At 65.8% G+C, this 16,312-nt stretch carries 13 protein-coding genes; 5 read left to right on the forward strand and 8 right to left on the reverse strand.

Annotated elements, in window-relative coordinates; all coding sequences use genetic code 11:
* Nucleotides 1-6 precede the first annotated feature (6 nt).
* Nucleotides 7-222, reverse strand: coding sequence for a hypothetical protein (locus VKZ87_RS09065; RefSeq protein WP_324220928.1), 216 nt, complete (start codon nt 220-222; stop codon nt 7-9).
* Nucleotides 223-334: 112 nt separating this feature from the next.
* Between VKZ87_RS09065 and VKZ87_RS09070 the strand changes: the two genes are divergently transcribed.
* Genes VKZ87_RS09070 through phnN form a run of 3 tightly spaced genes read left to right on the forward strand, consistent with a single transcriptional unit; the run spans nt 335 to nt 3,679 of the window.
* Nucleotides 335-949, forward strand: coding sequence for a DNA-3-methyladenine glycosylase (locus tag VKZ87_RS09070; protein WP_324220929.1), 615 nt, complete (start codon nt 335-337; stop codon nt 947-949).
* Nucleotides 950-995: 46 nt separating this feature from the next.
* Nucleotides 996-3,089 carry a hybrid sensor histidine kinase/response regulator gene (locus tag VKZ87_RS09075; protein ID WP_324220930.1) on the forward strand — a complete coding sequence of 698 codons (2,094 nt, stop codon included), beginning with the start codon at nt 996-998 and terminating at the stop codon, nt 3,087-3,089.
* 20 nt (nt 3,090-3,109) lie between these two features.
* Entirely contained in the window at nt 3,110-3,679 is a 570-nt protein-coding gene (phnN, locus tag VKZ87_RS09080; protein WP_324220931.1) for a phosphonate metabolism protein/1,5-bisphosphokinase (PRPP-forming) PhnN, read from the forward strand.
* A 6-nt stretch (nt 3,680-3,685) separates the two neighbouring features.
* Here phnN and VKZ87_RS09085 read toward each other — a convergent pair whose 3' ends face one another.
* The 4 genes from VKZ87_RS09085 to VKZ87_RS09100 form a co-directional block, all read right to left on the reverse strand.
* Entirely contained in the window at nt 3,686-4,090 is a 405-nt protein-coding gene (locus VKZ87_RS09085; protein ID WP_324220932.1) for a response regulator, read from the reverse strand.
* A gap of 65 nt (nt 4,091-4,155) precedes the next feature.
* The gene (locus tag VKZ87_RS09090; RefSeq protein ID WP_324220933.1) at nt 4,156-6,573 is read right to left on the reverse strand and encodes a transketolase; all 2,418 of its coding nucleotides are present in this window, start codon (nt 6,571-6,573) and stop codon (nt 4,156-4,158) included.
* 70 nt (nt 6,574-6,643) lie between these two features.
* A complete protein-coding gene (locus VKZ87_RS09095; RefSeq protein WP_324220934.1) occupies nt 6,644-9,343 on the reverse strand; it encodes an HAD-IC family P-type ATPase in 2,700 nt (899 codons plus the stop codon).
* A gap of 2 nt (nt 9,344-9,345) precedes the next feature.
* Complete coding sequence (locus VKZ87_RS09100; protein WP_324220935.1) at nt 9,346-10,314, reverse strand: universal stress protein; 969 nt, start codon at nt 10,312-10,314, stop codon at nt 9,346-9,348.
* 57 nt (nt 10,315-10,371) lie between these two features.
* Between VKZ87_RS09100 and VKZ87_RS09105 the strand changes: the two genes are divergently transcribed.
* The gene (locus VKZ87_RS09105) at nt 10,372-11,343 is read left to right on the forward strand and encodes a calcium/sodium antiporter (protein ID WP_324220936.1); all 972 of its coding nucleotides are present in this window, start codon (nt 10,372-10,374) and stop codon (nt 11,341-11,343) included.
* Nucleotides 11,344-11,345: 2 nt separating this feature from the next.
* Here VKZ87_RS09105 and VKZ87_RS09110 read toward each other — a convergent pair whose 3' ends face one another.
* Entirely contained in the window at nt 11,346-12,173 is an 828-nt protein-coding gene (locus tag VKZ87_RS09110; protein ID WP_324220937.1) for a universal stress protein, read from the reverse strand.
* Nucleotides 12,174-12,324: 151 nt separating this feature from the next.
* On the opposite strand from VKZ87_RS09110, the gene VKZ87_RS09115 reads away from it, so the two are divergent.
* Nucleotides 12,325-13,206: a ribose-phosphate pyrophosphokinase gene (locus VKZ87_RS09115; protein ID WP_324220938.1), complete on the forward strand. Its 882-nt coding sequence runs from the start codon at nt 12,325-12,327 to the stop codon at nt 13,204-13,206.
* On the opposite strand, the gene VKZ87_RS09120 is transcribed toward VKZ87_RS09115, so the two are convergent.
* Both VKZ87_RS09120 and VKZ87_RS09125 read right to left on the reverse strand, forming a co-directional pair.
* Entirely contained in the window at nt 13,203-14,807 is a 1,605-nt protein-coding gene (locus VKZ87_RS09120) for an MBL fold metallo-hydrolase (RefSeq protein WP_324220939.1), read from the reverse strand. The genes VKZ87_RS09115 and VKZ87_RS09120 overlap by 4 nt on opposite strands.
* Entirely contained in the window at nt 14,804-16,300 is a 1,497-nt protein-coding gene (locus VKZ87_RS09125) for a thymidine phosphorylase family protein (protein ID WP_324220940.1), read from the reverse strand. The genes VKZ87_RS09120 and VKZ87_RS09125 overlap by 4 nt, the downstream gene beginning before the upstream one ends.
* Between the last annotated feature and the right edge of the window lie 12 nt (nt 16,301-16,312).

Consider the following 16,312-nt stretch of genomic DNA (forward strand, 5'->3'; position numbering starts at 1 on the left):
CGGCCCTCACTTCTTCAGCGTCTCGTAGCCGTTTGTGCGGTAGAAGGCCTGCACATCGGGACTGTCGGGCTGGTAACGGGCGCGGGTTTCCTCCTGGCCCGGGTTATAGGCCTGGGCGTCGCCCGCGGTGACGGGGATCACGGCAGCGGCAGCGGCGGCCGTGGACACGGTGCCCAGAGTCCGGAGGAAGTCGCGGCGCGGCAGTGCGGGTTGATCGGACATGGCACACCTCCGGCCCCGGTTGAGGGGGCACAGCTGCTTTTGCAGACCAATGGGTAACGTCCGGCCGGGCCATCCGTTCCCCCGAATCCGCCCTCGCGCTACAAACAAATTTATGGCTCGTTCCATTCCGCGCCCGCTGCGTCGCGCCGAATTGCCGGCCGACACCGCCGCCCTGGCCCGCTACCTGATCGGCAAGAGCGTCGTCCGCGTCGTTGCTGACGGCGCGATGGCGGGCAGAATCGTCGAGACGGAGGCCTATCCGGTCGGCGATGCCAGCTGTCATGCCTTCAAGGGCAGGACGGAGCGCAATGCCGCGCTCTTTCTCCGGCGCGGCCATGCCTATGTCTATTTCACCTACGGCATGTGGCAGATGCTGAATGTCTCCAGTGAGCACGCGGGCGTCGGGGCAGGCGTTCTGATCCGCGCCGTTGAACCGGTCCTCGGCATCGATCTTATGGCGAGGAACCGGCCGGGTGCCAGCGAGCGCGTCATTGCCGCGGGACCCGGCCGGCTTTGCCAGGCGATGGCAATCGGGTCGGCGCTGAACGGCATCGATCTCTGCCGCAGCGGACCGTTGTGGCTGGGCGCAGATATACGCGAAGCGGTTGCACCCGACGCAATCGGCGTCAGCGTGCGGATTGGCATCAGCCGCGAAATCGACCGCCCGCTCCGCTTCTATCTGCGCGGCAGCCGATACCTGAGCGGGCCGAGAAGTCTTTCGCCCTGAATCGGGCAATTGCCGTTAGGGTGAAGGTGAGGCTAGGCTCGGGACAATGAAGCCGCTGATCCACAAGCTGCTGGTTGTAGCCTCCGTCGCGATACCCCTCGCCCTGTTTTCCGGTGCTGCATGGCTGAATTACCGCGACGTCCGCGCCGATGGCCGGCAGACGGTTCTGCGCACCACCGCGATCATGCATGAGCATGCCCGCAAGGTCTTCGATACGGTCGAACTCGTCCTTGACCTCGTCGAGGCGGAAACCGGAAACAAGTCCTGGGACGAGATCGCCGCACCGGAAACCAGTCGCCGGCTGCGGGCACTGAATGCCCGCTTCGACCAGATCGTGTCGATATGGATCGCCGATCGCGACGGGTTCGTCCGGGCCGGCAGCCGCGACTGGGATCGCAGCATCTCCATCGCCGACCGGGAGTTCTTTGCGGTTCATGTCGAGCGCGATGTGGGAACGTATGTCAGCGGGCCCTTCACCGGCCGGGCAACCCATACGCCGTCGTTTGCCGTCAGTCGGCGGCGGCCGGGTCGCGACGGCTTCGACGGCACGGTTCACGTTGCTCTCAGCTCGGCCTATTTCGAGAGCTTCTATGCCGAGGCCGTGCCGAAGACGGGGCATCTGGCGATTCTGATCCGCAATGACGGCAAGATTCTGGCCCGGCATCCGGAAGTCAGCGGTGACCCGCCGGGGCCCGAGCAGGTCGCGCTGCTGCGCAGCATCGCCGAGGCTGGCAGCAGTGATGCCTTCCAGGGCATATCACCCATCGATGGCGTCGAGAGACTGGGCCATCTGCGCCGCGTCTTCCCGCACCCGGTCTATGTCGGCTTCGGTCTCGACCGCTCGGCGATACTGGGGGTGTGGCATGACAATCTGGCGGTTTACGGCATCATCACCACAGTGGCCGCGCTGGTCCTGCTGCTGTTCTCCTGGCTGTCCATCCGCCGGGCGCAGGCGGAGGAGGCTGCACTGGTGCGCCTGCGGCAGGAGGTGGCGCAGCGCAATGCCGCCGAGGAGCGCCTGCGCCTGGGTCAGCGGCTGGAGGCAATCGGCCAGATCACCGGCGGCGTGGCGCACGACTTCAACAATCTGCTGATGATCATTTCCGGCGGCGCGGACCGTCTGGGCAAGCTGGAGATGCCGGAGAAGTTCCGGCGTTACGTGCAGGCGATCGCCCGCGCCGCCGAGCGCGGCGAGAAGCTGACTCGCCAGCTGCTGACCTTTTCGCGCCTGCAGCCTGTTCTGCCGGTCGTCGTCCGGCTGGCCGATCTCATGCCGGGAATCAGCGACACGCTGAAAAGCTCGCTGCGCGGCAATATCGCATTTTCGGCAGAGGTGCCGGATGATCTCTGGCCGGTGAAGATCGATCCGACCGAACTGGAACTCGCGCTGATCAATGTTGCCGTCAATGCACGCGACGCCATGCCGGAAGGCGGGCGGTTCACGCTGACGGCGCGCAACGAGACCATCAAGGAAGGGCCGAACGGCATCCGCGGCGATTTCGTCGTCCTCTCCGCGCATGATACCGGCCATGGCATACCCGAACGGCTGCTCGGGAAGATCTTCGAACCCTTCTTCACCACGAAGGACATTGGCAAGGGCACAGGCCTCGGCCTGAGCCATGTCTATGGCTTTGCCACCCAGGCCCGCGGTACGGCGGTGGCGATCAGCAGGCAGGGGATGGGGACGGAGATCCTCATCTATCTGCCCCGCAGCACGGAGGACGTCACCGCCGCGCCGGGGCCGGATGCCCCGCCGCCGCGCCCCGCCGGTCCCGCGCGCCGGGTTCTGCTGGTGGAAGACAATCCCGATGTGGCGGAGATCAATGCCGCCAATTTCGAGGATTTCGGCTATGGCGTGGTGCAGGCCCCGAATGCCTCGGCGGCGCTCGCCATCCTGGAGAAGGACCGCGATTTCGATCTGGTCTTCTCGGATATCGTGATGCCCGGCGACATCGACGGCATCGAACTTGCCCGCACGATCCGCCAGCGCATTCCTTCGCTTCCCGTCCTGCTCACCACCGGCTACAGCGAGGCGAGCGAGGTTGCCCTGCGGGAGGGCTTCCAGATCCTTCGCAAACCCTTTCACAAGGACCAGCTGCGGCAGCGCGTCGAAGCCATGCTGGCAAAAGAGCAGACCTGATCATGGGAGAGGAGGACGGCGTGTCTCTGCGCCATCCGGCCGATCTGCCTGGCGGGCGCCTGATTCTGGTGGTCGGCGCCAGCGGAGTCGGCAAGGACAGCCTGCTGGACGGAGCGCGCAGGGCTCTGGCCGGTCGCGACGACATTGTGTTTCCCCGCCGCATCATCACGCGCCCGCCGGGGCTGGGGGGCGAGGATTACATCGCGGTGTCCGAGGCAGAGTTTCTGGAATTGCAGCGGCAGTCGCGATTCGCCCTGCACTGGTCGGCACATGGGCTGCATTACGGCATTTCCCGCGACATCGACGAGGATCTGCGGCAGGAGCGGAAGGTCGTGGTGAATGCGTCCCGCGCCATACTCGATGCGGCGCGACGGCAGTATCACGCTCTCCGCATCGTTCACGTCACGGCCGCTCCGGCCGTGATCGCCGCGCGCCTGCGGCAGCGCGGCCGCGAAACCGAGGCGGAAATCGCCGCCCGGCTTCAGCGCGCGGTTCCAGCCGATCTGTCCAACGGTGACGACGTCGTGGTCTGCGAAAATGACGGGCCGCTGTCCGAGGGACTCGCGCGGTTCCTCCAGCTGATTGCCTGAATCCGGTCAGGCGAAGAGGTGAAAGCCCTCGGGAATCCGCTCGGGTTGCCTGCCCTCGATCATCTCTTCGGCCATGGCGACGCATTCGACGATATGCGCCGGCGGATAAGGTTTGCCGATATAGCCTAGCGCCAGATGACGGTGGAGGAAGGCTTCGCTCGCCTCGGCGCTGACAAAGATGCAGGGGAAGTCGAAACGCTCTCGCGCTTCCTTCACGAATTCGGTCCCGCGGCTGCCATAGCGCAGCCGGATATCGACCAGGGCCAAGTCCGGCATCTGCCCCTGGGCAATGATGCCGAAGGCACCGGCAACCGTTTCGGCCGGGCCGAGCACCTCGTAGCCAGCCTCGGAGAGCTCTTCGGCCAGCAGGCTGGCGAGCAATTCGTCGTCTTCAAGAACCAGGACTTTCATCAGCAACTCATGTGACGGCGGGGCTACACCCGAATGTAACCCCCGGGAGTTGCTGGGGGTTCCCGTCAGATTGCGTGCAGGCGCCGCACCGGCCGGCCCGGCACCAGGGCCTGCGCGGCGGCAGCAATGGCCTGCGCGTCCAAGCCATAATGGCGGTAAAGGTCGCCAATCGTGCCGGTCTGGCCGAAATGCTCCACGCCGAGCGACCGGACCCGGTGCCCGTGAACGGCTCCCAGCCACGCCAGGGTCGCAGGATGGCCGTCCAGGACGGTGACGATGCCGCAATGCGCCGGCAGCCCGGCAAGCAGCCGCTCGATATGGCTGCGGGCATGAACCAGACCACGTTCCCGCACGCGTTGCGCGGCCGCCCAGCCGGCATTCAGCCGGTCGGCCGAGGTGATGGCGAGGACCGCCACTTCGCGCCGCGCCTCGCCGATCATGCCGGCGGCTTCGATGGCCTCGGGCGCCACGGCGCCGGAATAGGCGATCACGATTTCGGTATTGGGGCCCGGCGGGCGCAGCCAGTAGGCGCCGTCAACGATGCCGTGGCGCAGGTCCGGCGTCATGTCGCGGCGGATCTGCTCCAGGCTGCGGGTCGAGAGCCGCAGATAGACCGAGCCGCCGATTTCGTCGCGCAGCCAGTTGCGCTCGTTCGGCTGACCCTCGCCGTTGCGCTGCAGGTAATCGAAGGCAAAGCGCAGGATGACAGCCAGTTCGTCCACATAGGCCGGCTCGAAGGAGGCGAGTCCGTCCTGCGCCATGCCGATCAGCGGCGTTGAGATCGACTGATGCGCGCCGCCTTCCGGCGCTAGGGTCACGCCCGATGGCGTTGCGACGACGATGAAGCGGGCATCCTGGTAGCAGGCATAGTTCAGCGCATCCAGGCCGCGGCAGATGAAGGGATCATACAGCGTGCCGATCGGCAGCAGCCGCTCGCCGAACAGCGAATGCGACAGGCCGAGCGCGGAGAGCAGCGTGAACAGGTTCATCTCGGCGATGCCGAGTTCCAGATGCTGCCCCTTGGGCGAGAACTCCCAGGTGAAGGTGGAAGGGATCTTCTCCTTGCGGAACAGATCCGCCATTGCCTCCTGGGCGAAAAGACCGCGACGGTTGACCCAGGGCCCGAGATTGGTCGAGACGGTCACGTCCGGCGCGGTGGTGACGATGCGGTCGGCAAAGCCCTCCGATGACCGCGCGATCTCGTTGAGAATCAGGCCGAAGCCCTGCTGTGTCGACATCTCGGGCTGCTGCGGCGCGGGCAGGGAGTCCGGGATCGGAATCACCTCGGCCTGCCGGCGGCGCTGCTTCAGCCGGTTGTAGGGTACCTCCGAAATGAAGCGGGACAGAGCCGCTTCATCATATCTCAGGCCCTCGAATCTGTCCCATTCATGCCCCGGCCGGATGCCCATCATCTGGCGGAAGCCGTCCATCTGCGCCGGTGTCAGCATGCCGGCGTGATTGTCCTTGTGACCCGCCAGTGGCAGGCCGAAGCCTTTGACCGTGTAGGCAAGGAAAACCACCGGGCGGTCGTCCGTCCGGTGCGCGAACGCCTCCAGAAGGGTCGGCAGGTCATGGCCCGCCAGATTGGTCATCAGCTGCGCGAGCTCGTCATCGCTGCGCCGCTCGAGCAGCGCGTTGATCTCGCCCTGGTCGCCGAGATCCTCCAGCAGCCGCCGGCGCCAGGCTGCGCCGCCCTGGAAGGTGAGCGCGGAATAGAGCTGGTTCGGGCAGGAATCGATCCACTGCCGCAGCTTCTCGCCGCCGGGTTCGCGGAAGGCCGATTCCAGCCGCTGGCCGTATTTGAGCGTCACGATCTCCCAGCCGAAGGCGCGGAACAGCGCTTCCAGCCGGTCGTAAAGGCCCTCGCGCACCACCGCATCCAGGCTCTGCCTGTTGTAGTCGATGATCCACCAGGTATTGCGCAGGCCCTGTTTCCAGCCTTCCAGCAGGGCCTCGAAAATGTTGCCCTCATCCATTTCGGCGTCGCCGATCAGGGCGACCATGCGCCCTTCCGGCAGGTCGCGCGCCCAGCCGCGGGCCTTCAGGTAATCCTGCACCAGACTGGCAAAGATCGTCTGCGCTGCGCCCAGGCCCACCGAGCCGGTGGAGAAGTCGACGTCCTCGGTGTCCTTGGTGCGCGACGGATAGGATTGCGCGCCCTTGTAGCCGCGGAAGGCTTCCAGCTTCTCGCGGCTCTGGCGGCCCATCAGATAGTGGATGGCATGAAAGACCGGGCTGGCATGCGGTTTCACCGCCACGCGGTCGCTGGGCCGCAGGGCATGGAAATACAGCGCCGTCATGATCGTCGCGAGCGAGGCGCTGGAGGCCTGGTGGCCGCCGACCTTCAGGCCGTCCGGCTTCTCCCGCAGATGATTGGCGTTGTGGATCATCCAGGTGGAGAGCCAGAGCACCTTGCGCTCAAGCTCGCTCAGGATGTCGATCAGGTTTTTGTCGATCTGCGCGTCAGGATGGGGAGAGGGCATCGGCTGGCCTGGGAATCCGTACAGAAGACGGTATGCCGAAAATCCCTTTTGGCAATCCGGATTCTGGGAATCAATCCTCGTCCTCGCCGTTCCTGAGCTCGTCGAACCAGCCGAGATGCCGCAGCAGGATTTTTTCCCCTTCGAGTAGCAGCATCAGGCCGAAGCCGATGCCTATGATCAGTGCACCGTCCTGGAGCAGCAGCGGCCGGCTTCCGAACACCGCCTGCATGAAGGGCGCATAGGTGAAGGCGAGCTGGGCCACGACGAGGATGGCGATCGCCCCAAGCGCGATCGGCGTGCCGAGCAGCCCGCGCAGGGTCAGCGAGGTCATGTGCAGGTAACGCACGTTGAACAGGTAGAAAATCTCGCCGACGATGAACATGTTGACCACCATCGTGCGCGCGGTCTCCACGTCGCGGCCGGTATTCAGGGCATAAAAGAAGAGCCCGAGCGCGGCGGCGGCCAGCAATACCGAGACGATGATGACCCGCCAGAGCAGGAAGGGCGAAAGCAGCGATGCGTTGGCGGCGCGCGGCGGCCGGCGCATCACGCCGGGCTCGGGCGGCTCGAATGCAAGCACCAGTCCCAGCGTTCCCGTCAGGATCAGGTTTACCCAGAGGATCTGGGTCGCCGTCATCGGAAGGCTGAAGCCCAGCAGGATCGCCAGCACCACGGCAACGGTTTCCGCACCGTTGGTCGGAATTTCCCAGGCAATCACCTTTCGGATGTTGTCGTGGACCGTGCGGCCCTCGCTCACCGCGCGCACGATGGAGGCGAAATTGTCGTCCAGCAGCACCATCTGGGCCGCTTCCTTCGCCGCTTCCGTGCCCTTGATTCCCATCGCCGTTCCGACCGCGGCCTGCTTGAGGGACGGTGCGTCATTCACGCCGTCGCCCGTCATCGCCACGATATGGCCGTTCTTCTGCAGGGCCTGCACGATGCGCAGCTTGTGCTCGGGGCTGGTGCGCGCGAAGACGGCGATGCGCTCGACCGCCTGCTGCAGCTCGGCATCCGACAGCCGGTCGAGATCGGCGCCGGTCGCGACCTGCGGATCGTCCGCGATGTCCAGCTGACGGGCGATGGCAGCGGCCGTGGCGGCGTGGTCGCCCGTGATCATCTTGACCGCAATGCGCGCCGAACGGCACTGCCGGATCGCCTCCCTGGCTTCCGGTCTCGGGGGATCGATGAATCCGATCAGGCCGAGAAACGCGATTCCATCCGCCACGTCGCTGAACTGCAGCCGCTCCGGCGCGTCCGGCAGCGTCTTCATGCCGAAGGCAAGAACCCGCTCGCCCTGGGCACCCGCAGCGGCGATATGCTCGGCCCAGGCGTCCGTATCGATGGAGCCGGCCCGCCCCAACAGGGCTTCCGCCGCGCCCTTGATGAATATGACCGCTTCGCCCGACGGCGTCCGATGCAGCGTCGCCATGAACCGGTAGGCGGGATCGAACGGAATCTCGTCGATTCGCGGCCAGGCTTCCCGGATTTCGGCCGGATCGAGGCCTGCCTTCATGGCGAGCGCCAGCAGGGCGCCTTCCATGGGATCGCCGTTCACATGCCAATGCCCGTCGGCGGCGGCGAGCTGCGCGTCGTTGCACAGCAGGCCGCAGCGAAGCAGATCGGTCAGCGCGGGATCGATGGCGGGCCGGTCTCCGGTGAGCTGGTCGGACAGTTCGCCTTCGGGCGCATAGCCCGAACCGCTCGCCAGAATCTGCCGGTCTCCGATGATGATCCGCCGTGCCGTCATTTCGTTGCGGGTCAGGGTGCCGGTCTTGTCGGTGCAGATCACCGTCGTCGCGCCGAGGGTTTCCACCGCGGGCAGTTTGCGGATCACGGCATTACGCATCGCCATGCGCCGCACGCCGATGGCAAGAGTTATGGTGATCACCGCCGGCAGGCCCTCCGGGACGATGCCCACCGCGAGGGCCACCACGGCGATGAGCATCTCGACCCAGTCCAGATCGCGGACCAGAACGCCGAAGGTGAACAGGGCCGCGCCGCCGGCCAGCACAACCCAGGTAAACCGCTTGGCGAAACGGTCGATCTGGCGCAGCAGCGGCGTGCTCAGCGGCTCCACTTTCTGCAGCAGCGAGCTGATCCGGCCGATCTGCGTGCGGATCCCGGTTTCCACCACCACGCCGATACCTTGGCCCGCCGCCACAAGGGTGCCGGAGAAGGCCATGTTCCGCCGGTCGCCCAGCGGCGTTTCCGGGCCGACGGCCTGCTCATGCTTTTCCGCGGGCACCGATTCGCCCGTCAGCACCGCTTCCTCGACCAGAAGGCGCCTGGCGCGCAGCAGGCGCAGATCGGCAGGCACCCGGTCGCCGGCCTCGAGAAGGACGACGTCGCCCGGAACGAGATCGCGCACCGCGACGGCTTCGCGCCGCCCCTCGCGCAGCACCGTTGCCTGGGGAGCGATCATCTGCCGGATCGCGTCCAGGGCCTGTTCCGCGCGGCCCTCCTGAATGAAGCCGATGACCGCATTCACGATCACGAGGGCGATGATCACGCCGGCATCGACGAGATGCCCGAGCACTAGTGCCGCCGCCGCACCCAGCAGCAGGAAGTAGATCAGGACATTGTTGAACTGGGCGAGGAACCGCCAGAGCGCCGACCGTCCCCTGGCCGCGGGAATCTCATTCAGTCCGTAGCGCTGGCGTCGCGCCGCGGCCTCGGCCTCCGGCAGGCCCTGATCGTTTGCTGCCAGCTGCGCCAGAACGGCACCGGCGGGCAGGGCATGCCAGACGGGATCGCCACGATCCGCATCCATCCCTATGCGTCTCCGTCGGCATTCCGGCCGATCAGCGCCGCACGCGGTTCGCGGACGAGAAGCACATCGCCGGGAGAAAATTCGACGATTTTCCTGGCCGTGCTTCCGATCAGAACATCGAGTATGCCGCTCCGGCCATGGCTGCCCAGGCAGACGAGGCCGGCGCCGCGGTCTTCCATATAGGCTCGGATCATGATCTCGGGGCGCCCGTATTCGACCAGGGTCGTCACGGCGCGCTTCCGGTCTTCGCCAAGAGCGGATTGAGCCAGAAACCTGTCGCAGGCCTGCTGCCCCATTGTGCGGAACTGGTCCTGCAATCCGGCGTCGTCGAGAAATGCTGCCATCGGAACGTCGAAGGCGTGGAACAGGGTCAGCGTCGTATCCGGGAAGAAGGCCGCCGCCGCGTTGAGCGCATGGCGGGAGGATTCGGAGAAGTCGGTGGCAATGACGATTTCCTGATAGGACCTGGCCCGCGCTTTCACGACGAGTACGGGCACCGTCGCGCGGCGAATCAGGCGGTCGACCGTCGCGCCGAGGAAGTAGCGGCCGAGGGTTTCGTCCCGGGCGATGCCGGTAATGATCAGGTCGCAGCCTTCCGTTCGGGCAACCTCGTCGATCATCGCAGCCGGGTCGCCTTCGGCAACCGTCAGCGTGAAATGGTCCAGGTGGCCGGCCAGGTCGCGGCGCAGACGCGCCTCGGCAAGGGCCTTGCGGTCACGTGGCCGGCGCCAGCTCGGCAGGTCGTCCAGTTGCCGTTGCTCGATGAACCGCTCCGCCGGGTTCAGCACGTGGAGGACATGCAACGGCGCCTGCCACTGCCGGGACAGCAAGGCGGCACGGTCCGTGGCGCGGTCGCAGCGGGCGCTCAGATCCGTGGCGAGCAGCAGTTTCTTCGGCGGACCTTTCGTCCAGCTTGCCTCGGTCACTTTGACACTCCGATCTGAATGCGAGAGCCGATGGCCGGCACCCATGCTTTGAAAATGCACTGGCGTCCGGGACGGCCCGTCCCCTAAGTTTGACCAATGATCATGGCCCTCGCAACCTGCCTGGCGGCACTCCTCATCCTGGTGCTTGGAGCCGAGCTGGTTACCCGTGGCGGCAGCACGCTTGCCGGTCAGCTCGGCATTCGCCCGATCCTGATCGGCCTGACCGTGGTGGCGGTGGGTACGAGCGCGCCGGAGCTTGCGGTGGGCATCGAGGCCGCGCTCCAGGGAGCGGGGGCGCTGGCGATCGGCAACATCGCCGGCACGAATACCGTGAACGTCCTCCTGATCCTTGGCCTCAGCGCGGCGATCCGCCCGCTTGCGCTCCGCATGGAGACGATCCGGATGGATCTGCCGGTAATGGTCGTGAGTGCGCTGGCCATGCTGGTCATGGCATTTGACGGCGCCCTGACCCGCACCGAAGGCATCCTGCTGCTGCTGGGGGGATGCGGTTACACGGCGGTGGTCGTCATACTGGCGCGGCAGGAAAGCCGGATGGTCAAGATCCGCTTTGCCGAGGAATACAATGTACCGGAACGGATCCGGAGCAGTCGGGCGGGCATTGCACGCAGCACGGTCACCCTGCTCGTCGGCATCGCCGTGATCGTGGTGGCCGCCGACTGGCTCGTCGACAGCGCCGTTACGCTCGCCCGCATCTGGGGCGTCACCGACGCCTTCATCGGCCTGACTATCGTCGCGATCGGCACCTCTGCGCCGGAATTCGTGACCACGATCCTGTCCACGCTGAAAAAGGAGCGGGACATTGCCATCGGCAATCTGCTGGGCAGCAGCGTCTACAACATCCTGTTCATCCTCGGTGCCACTGCGGCGGTGACGCCGGCTGACATACCGGTCACGCCGGAACTGATCCGGATCGACATCCCCGTCATGGCGGGTGTGGCGATGGTCTGCGTGCCGGTTTTTCTTTCCGGCCGGCAGATATCGCGCGTCGAAGGGACGCTGTTCGTAATCGCCTATCTGCTGTATCTGGCATTCCTGCTGGTGACGCGCACCTGACGTCAATGGGAAAAGAACACCGGGACGAAGAGTTCCTGCAGCATCCGGCGCGTCACCCCGCCGAGCATGATCTCCCAGAGCCTGGGATAGCCGTAGCCGCCCATGACGATCATGTCGACGCCAAGATCCATGGCGCGGGTCTGGATCAGCGGGAAGGCATCGGCCGCAGAGGCAATGAACGGCTCCACGGCCAGCGTGACGCCCTGGCGTGAGAGATGCGTCGCGATATCCGCGCCGATGATTCGGCGAGACACCGCATCCTCGGTGACTTCCATGACGGTCACTTCCCTGGCCTGACGCAGCAGCGGCAGCGCATCCGACACGGCGCGTGCCGCGGGTGCCGATGCCTTCCAGGCAATGAGAATGTTGCGGCCAACGGTCTTCACCTCGCGGTCGCGGGGGAAGACGATCACCGGTCGGCCGGCGGTCACGATGGTTCTGCCCGGATCCGGACTGTAGGGCGGCTCGAGGTCGAGCCCGGTCTGCCGCTGCCCGATGACGACAAGATCGCTGTAATAGCCATGGGCCACCAGCGTGTTGTCGATATCGCCTTCGACATCCCGCCATTCGATGTTGATGCCGAATCTGCCCGCCGTGGCGTCGACCATCTTCCTGGCCGCCTTCGCCTGCTCTTCCTGGGCCTCACGCTGTACCTGGATCACCGTGTCGGCGACTCCGGTCCCCATCACATCGGCCGGGATGAAGGGCGGGTGCCGGATATGCAGGGCGGTCAGATGGGCCTGGTGATCCCTGGCCAGACCGGCGGCATAGTTCAGCCGGTGCTGTGCTTCAGCCCGGCCATCGGCATAGACGAGGATATCGCGGAGCATGGGTTTTCCATTCGGCGGTTATGAAATTGATTATCCGGGCAAGGTTGCCATCTGTCATTGATCCGGATCAACCATGCGGCGGAAAACCGGCATAAATCGTTGAGTTCACGGCTGTATCCGGCCACGATGACGCTTTAGCCGAGGAGCTCCCATGACCCTGATCATCCCGCTGCCCGGAAACGAGGATTTTGCGGCCCGACTGGCCGGCTTTCCGGGTTTCGAGCTCGGCCGTCTGGACCTGCACCGGTTTCCCGACGGTGAGTCCCTCATCCGCATCCTCTCCAATGTCACGGACCGGGACGTGGCGCTGGTCTGCACGCTGGCGAACCCGGATCCGCAGTTCCTGCCGCTGATCTTTGCCGCGGATGCCTGTCGGGATCTGGGCTGCGCGCGGGTCACGCTGGTGGCGCCTTATCTCGCCTACATGCGGCAGGACCGGCAGTTCCGGCAGGGCGAGGCCGTCACCTCGCGCAGCTTCGCGCGACTCATTTCGAAGCGCTTCGACCAGCTGATCACGGTCGATCCGCATCTGCATCGCTATGCCAGCCTGGCGGACATCTATCGCATCACCACCTGCGCCATTCCGTCTGCTCCCGTCATCGCCACCTGGATCGCGGATAGCGTGCCTGCCCCGGTGATCGTGGGGCCCGACGAGGAAAGCCGGCAGTGGGTCGCGGATGTTGCCGACCGCTGCGGGGCGCCCTTCTTCGTTCTGTCCAAGTCGCGCAAGGGCGACCGGGAGGTGGAGATTGCGTTGCCGGATGTCGGTGAATTCCGGGATCGCCAGCCGGTGCTGATCGACGACATCGTGTCCACGGGCCACACGGCGGCCGAGGCCGCCGCGCGCCTCGTGGCGGCCGGCTTCCGCAAGCCGGTCTGCGCCGTGGTACATGCGATCTTCGCCGAAGGTGCCTTCGACCGGCTTCGAGCGGCGATGACGCGGGTCGTATCGACCGACACGGTGCCCCATGGCAGCAACGCGATGTCGGTCGCGGCCCTGGTTGCGAATGCGATCCGGTCCGAAGACTGCTAACGCTGGCCGATCAGGCGGTGCATCTTCTTGAGCAGCCGGCGACGCTCGGCGTCGGACTCGGCCTTCCGGAGCTCCTGCTGGATCAGCAGCATCAGCCTGGCATAGTCGTTATGCCAATCATGGCCGGCTACCGCCGCCGCCTCGGCATAGCGGTCGAGTCGCTTCGCGGTGGGCGGCAGTTTCACCGCCCGGATCCTGTTGCGCTCGATGGTATAGACCTGGTCGAGCTTCGGTTCGAAGATTCTGGGCGCCTTGTCGCCCCAGCGCGCAATATCCGCGCGTAAAGCTGCCGTCGCTTCCGGATCGGCATGGGTGAGGAACAGGCCGAGGCGGACCGGCAGCCGTTCGCGCAGCCAGTCGAGCAGCTCCTCGTGATCGGCATGTCCGGAATAGATCTCCAGCTTGCGGATGCTGGCGCGGACGCTGATATCGTCGCCCTGGATGCGCACGGCGCCCTCGCCGCGTTCCAGCAGCGCGCCCAGGGTGCCCGGCGCCTGGTAGCCGACCAGCAGGACGGTCGCATTCGGCCGCCATAGGTTGTTCTTGAGGTGATGCCGGACCCGGCCGGCTTCGCACATGCCGGACGCGGCGATGATGATGGCTCCGCCGGTCACCTGCTCGATCTGCATGCTTTCCTGCATCGTGCGGGTGAAGCGGATGCTGCTGCCGGAGAACGGCTTGCCGCCGGAGGCCGGGGTCTCTTCCCTGTGCAGGTACCGGGCAAAGACCTCGGTAACCCGGGTGGCCAGCGGCGAGTCGATGAAGATCGGAACGCGGCGCACCGCTTTCTCCGCGAACAGCCGGGTCAGGTCTGCCAGCAGTTCCTGCGTCCGTTCCACCGCGAAGGCGGGAATGATGAGATTGCCGCCCGCGGCGAGCGCCCGGTTGACTTCTTCCGCCAGAACCGCGCGGCGCGCGCGGTCGTCCAGCCGCGGCCGCCGGCGGCCGCCATAGGTCGCTTCCATCACGAGGAGATCCAGGCCGCTCGGGCCGGATGCTTCGTTCTGCAGCGCCTTGTGTTCGGGGCCGACATCGCCGGAGAACAGCAGCCGCAACGGCGCGCCACCCGGCTCGGCAACCTCGAACTCGATGGATGCCGAGCCGAGAATATGTCCCGCATTCCAGAATCGGGCGCGCAGGCCGGGAATGACCTCGAACCAGGCGTCGTAGTCGCGGGGCGACAGCAGGCGCAGACTGTCCACGGCGTCCTGCTGCGTGTAGATGGGCAGCACGACGCTTCGGCCGCGGCGCTGGTTGCGCCGGTTGAGCCGCTCGACTTCCATTTCCTGGATGCCGCCGGAATCCGGCAGCATGAAGCGCAGGAGGTCGCAGGTTCCCGGGGTCGCATGGATCGGACCGGCAAAGCCGGCCTTCGCCAGCTTCGGGATCAGACCGCTATGGTCGATATGGGCATGCGTCAGCAGCACGGCATCGATCCCCCGCGGATCGAACGGCCAGGGCTTGTAATTGAGTTCCTTGAGGGTCTTGTCGCCCTGGAACATGCCACAATCGACGAGAATGCTTTTCCCGCCGATGTCGAGACGGTAGCAGGAGCCGGTGACCGTGCCGGCCGCTCCGTGGATCGTCAGCGTGACGGTCATGCGCCGGCACCGGACAGTCGGTAGCCATGGTCCTGCGCCGCCAGATCGGCGGCAAAGCCGAGATCGGCGGCAAGTCCGGCATGGATGCGATAGAGGGGCTCGCCCTTCCGCACCGCGTCCCCGGTCTTCTTCAGCAGGTGGACCCCGGCATTCTTGAACATCGGCGCTCCGGCAATGCGGGCCATCCGGGCGATCCGCAGGCAGTCGATTCCCGCCACGACGGCATCGCTTTCGGCGGTGACTTCATAGGCGATCGGGCTCGGTTCCAGCGGCACGTCATGGGGGCCCTGCGCGAGGATGACGCGTTCCATGGCGCGCATGGCCTCGCCGCTGTCCAGCAGCTCGCGCGCGCGATGGATGCCCTGCCCGCCGCGCACATCCGGGTCGCTCTCGATAACGGCGCCGGCGAGCAGGATGGCCCGCTCGCGCAGGTCGACCGGTGCATCCGGATCGTTGCGCAGCACGGCAAGCACATCCCTCGCTTCCAGCACCGGCCCGACGCCCACTCCGATGGGCTGCTTTCCATCGGTAATCCGCACATCCAGCTTCAGGCCGGTTTCTCCGGCGACATATTCGAACAGCTTCCGCAGCCTCGCGGCGTCCTGGTAGTCCCGGATCTTTGCCGTCGGCCCGACCGGCATGTCCAGCACGAGGTATTTCGATCCGGCGCTGATCTTCTTGGACAGGATGGAGGCCACCATCTGCTCGCGCGTGTCGATCGAGAGCGGCCGCTCGACGGTGATCATTACGTCATCGGCGGGCGACAGATTGACGTTGCCGCCCCAGACGAGACAGCCGCCGATCCGTTCCACGATGTCGCGCATCTCGTCAATGGAGATGTCCACGCGCGCCAGGACTTCCATCGTATCCGCCGTTCCCGCCGGTGAGGTGATTGCCCGCGATGACGTCTTGGGGATGGTAAGGCCATGCGCCATCACGATGGGGACGACGATCATGGAGGTGCGGTTTCCGGGGATGCCGCCGATGCAGTGTTTGTCCACCACCGGCCGGTCGCCCCAGTCGAGCCGCTGCCCGACCGCCGACATGGCCCGGGTGAGATACAGCACCTCTTCGGCGGTCATGAAGGCGGCGCAGGCCACCAGGAAGGCCGCAACCTCCATTTTGCTGTAACGGAGCGCCGCGATGTCGCGGATCACGGCTCCGTATTCTTCGGCCGTCAGAATCCGTCCCTGGATTTTGGCGCGGACCGCGGCAATGCTCTCCACCGGCCTCGGGTGTTCGATGCGCACAAGCGTGCCGGCCGGCACACCGAGGACCCGGAATGCTTCTTCTGAGAGCCCCAGCTCCTCGGGCGCGAGAATGGCGTCGTCGTCGACGATGTTAAGCGTGGCGGGAATCTGGCGTCCGTCGGCGCAGACATGGATTTTCGCCAGGGCCTGGAATTCCTCGACACGGTACTGGGTGCAGTGGCGACTCAGGTAGGCGATGCTCTCGCGGTGCGTATCGATGGCGATGCGGCGTAGTTTTAACATGTATCCTCAAAG

This window comes from Ferrovibrio sp., assembly GCF_035304305.1.
Taxonomy (GTDB): Bacteria; Pseudomonadota; Alphaproteobacteria; order Ferrovibrionales; family Ferrovibrionaceae; genus Ferrovibrio.

Coding starts and splice junctions, on each gene's coding strand:
- VKZ87_RS09065 (WP_324220928.1), bottom strand. CDS start 222: ATGTCCGATCAACCCGCACTGCCGCGCCGCGACTTCCTCCGGACTCTG.
- VKZ87_RS09070 (WP_324220929.1), top strand. CDS start 335: ATGGCTCGTTCCATTCCGCGCCCGCTGCGTCGCGCCGAATTGCCGGCC.
- VKZ87_RS09075 (WP_324220930.1), top strand. CDS start 996: ATGAAGCCGCTGATCCACAAGCTGCTGGTTGTAGCCTCCGTCGCGATA.
- VKZ87_RS09085 (WP_324220932.1), bottom strand. CDS start 4,090: ATGAAAGTCCTGGTTCTTGAAGACGACGAATTGCTCGCCAGCCTGCTG.
- VKZ87_RS09090 (WP_324220933.1), bottom strand. CDS start 6,573: ATGCCCTCTCCCCATCCTGACGCGCAGATCGACAAAAACCTGATCGAC.
- VKZ87_RS09095 (WP_324220934.1), bottom strand. CDS start 9,343: ATGGATGCGGATCGTGGCGATCCCGTCTGGCATGCCCTGCCCGCCGGT.
- VKZ87_RS09100 (WP_324220935.1), bottom strand. CDS start 10,314: ATGGGTGCCGGCCATCGGCTCTCGCATTCAGATCGGAGTGTCAAAGTG.
- VKZ87_RS09105 (WP_324220936.1), top strand. CDS start 10,372: ATGGCCCTCGCAACCTGCCTGGCGGCACTCCTCATCCTGGTGCTTGGA.
- VKZ87_RS09110 (WP_324220937.1), bottom strand. CDS start 12,173: ATGCTCCGCGATATCCTCGTCTATGCCGATGGCCGGGCTGAAGCACAG.
- VKZ87_RS09115 (WP_324220938.1), top strand. CDS start 12,325: ATGACCCTGATCATCCCGCTGCCCGGAAACGAGGATTTTGCGGCCCGA.
- VKZ87_RS09120 (WP_324220939.1), bottom strand. CDS start 14,807: ATGACCGTCACGCTGACGATCCACGGAGCGGCCGGCACGGTCACCGGC.
- VKZ87_RS09125 (WP_324220940.1), bottom strand. CDS start 16,300: ATGTTAAAACTACGCCGCATCGCCATCGATACGCACCGCGAGAGCATC.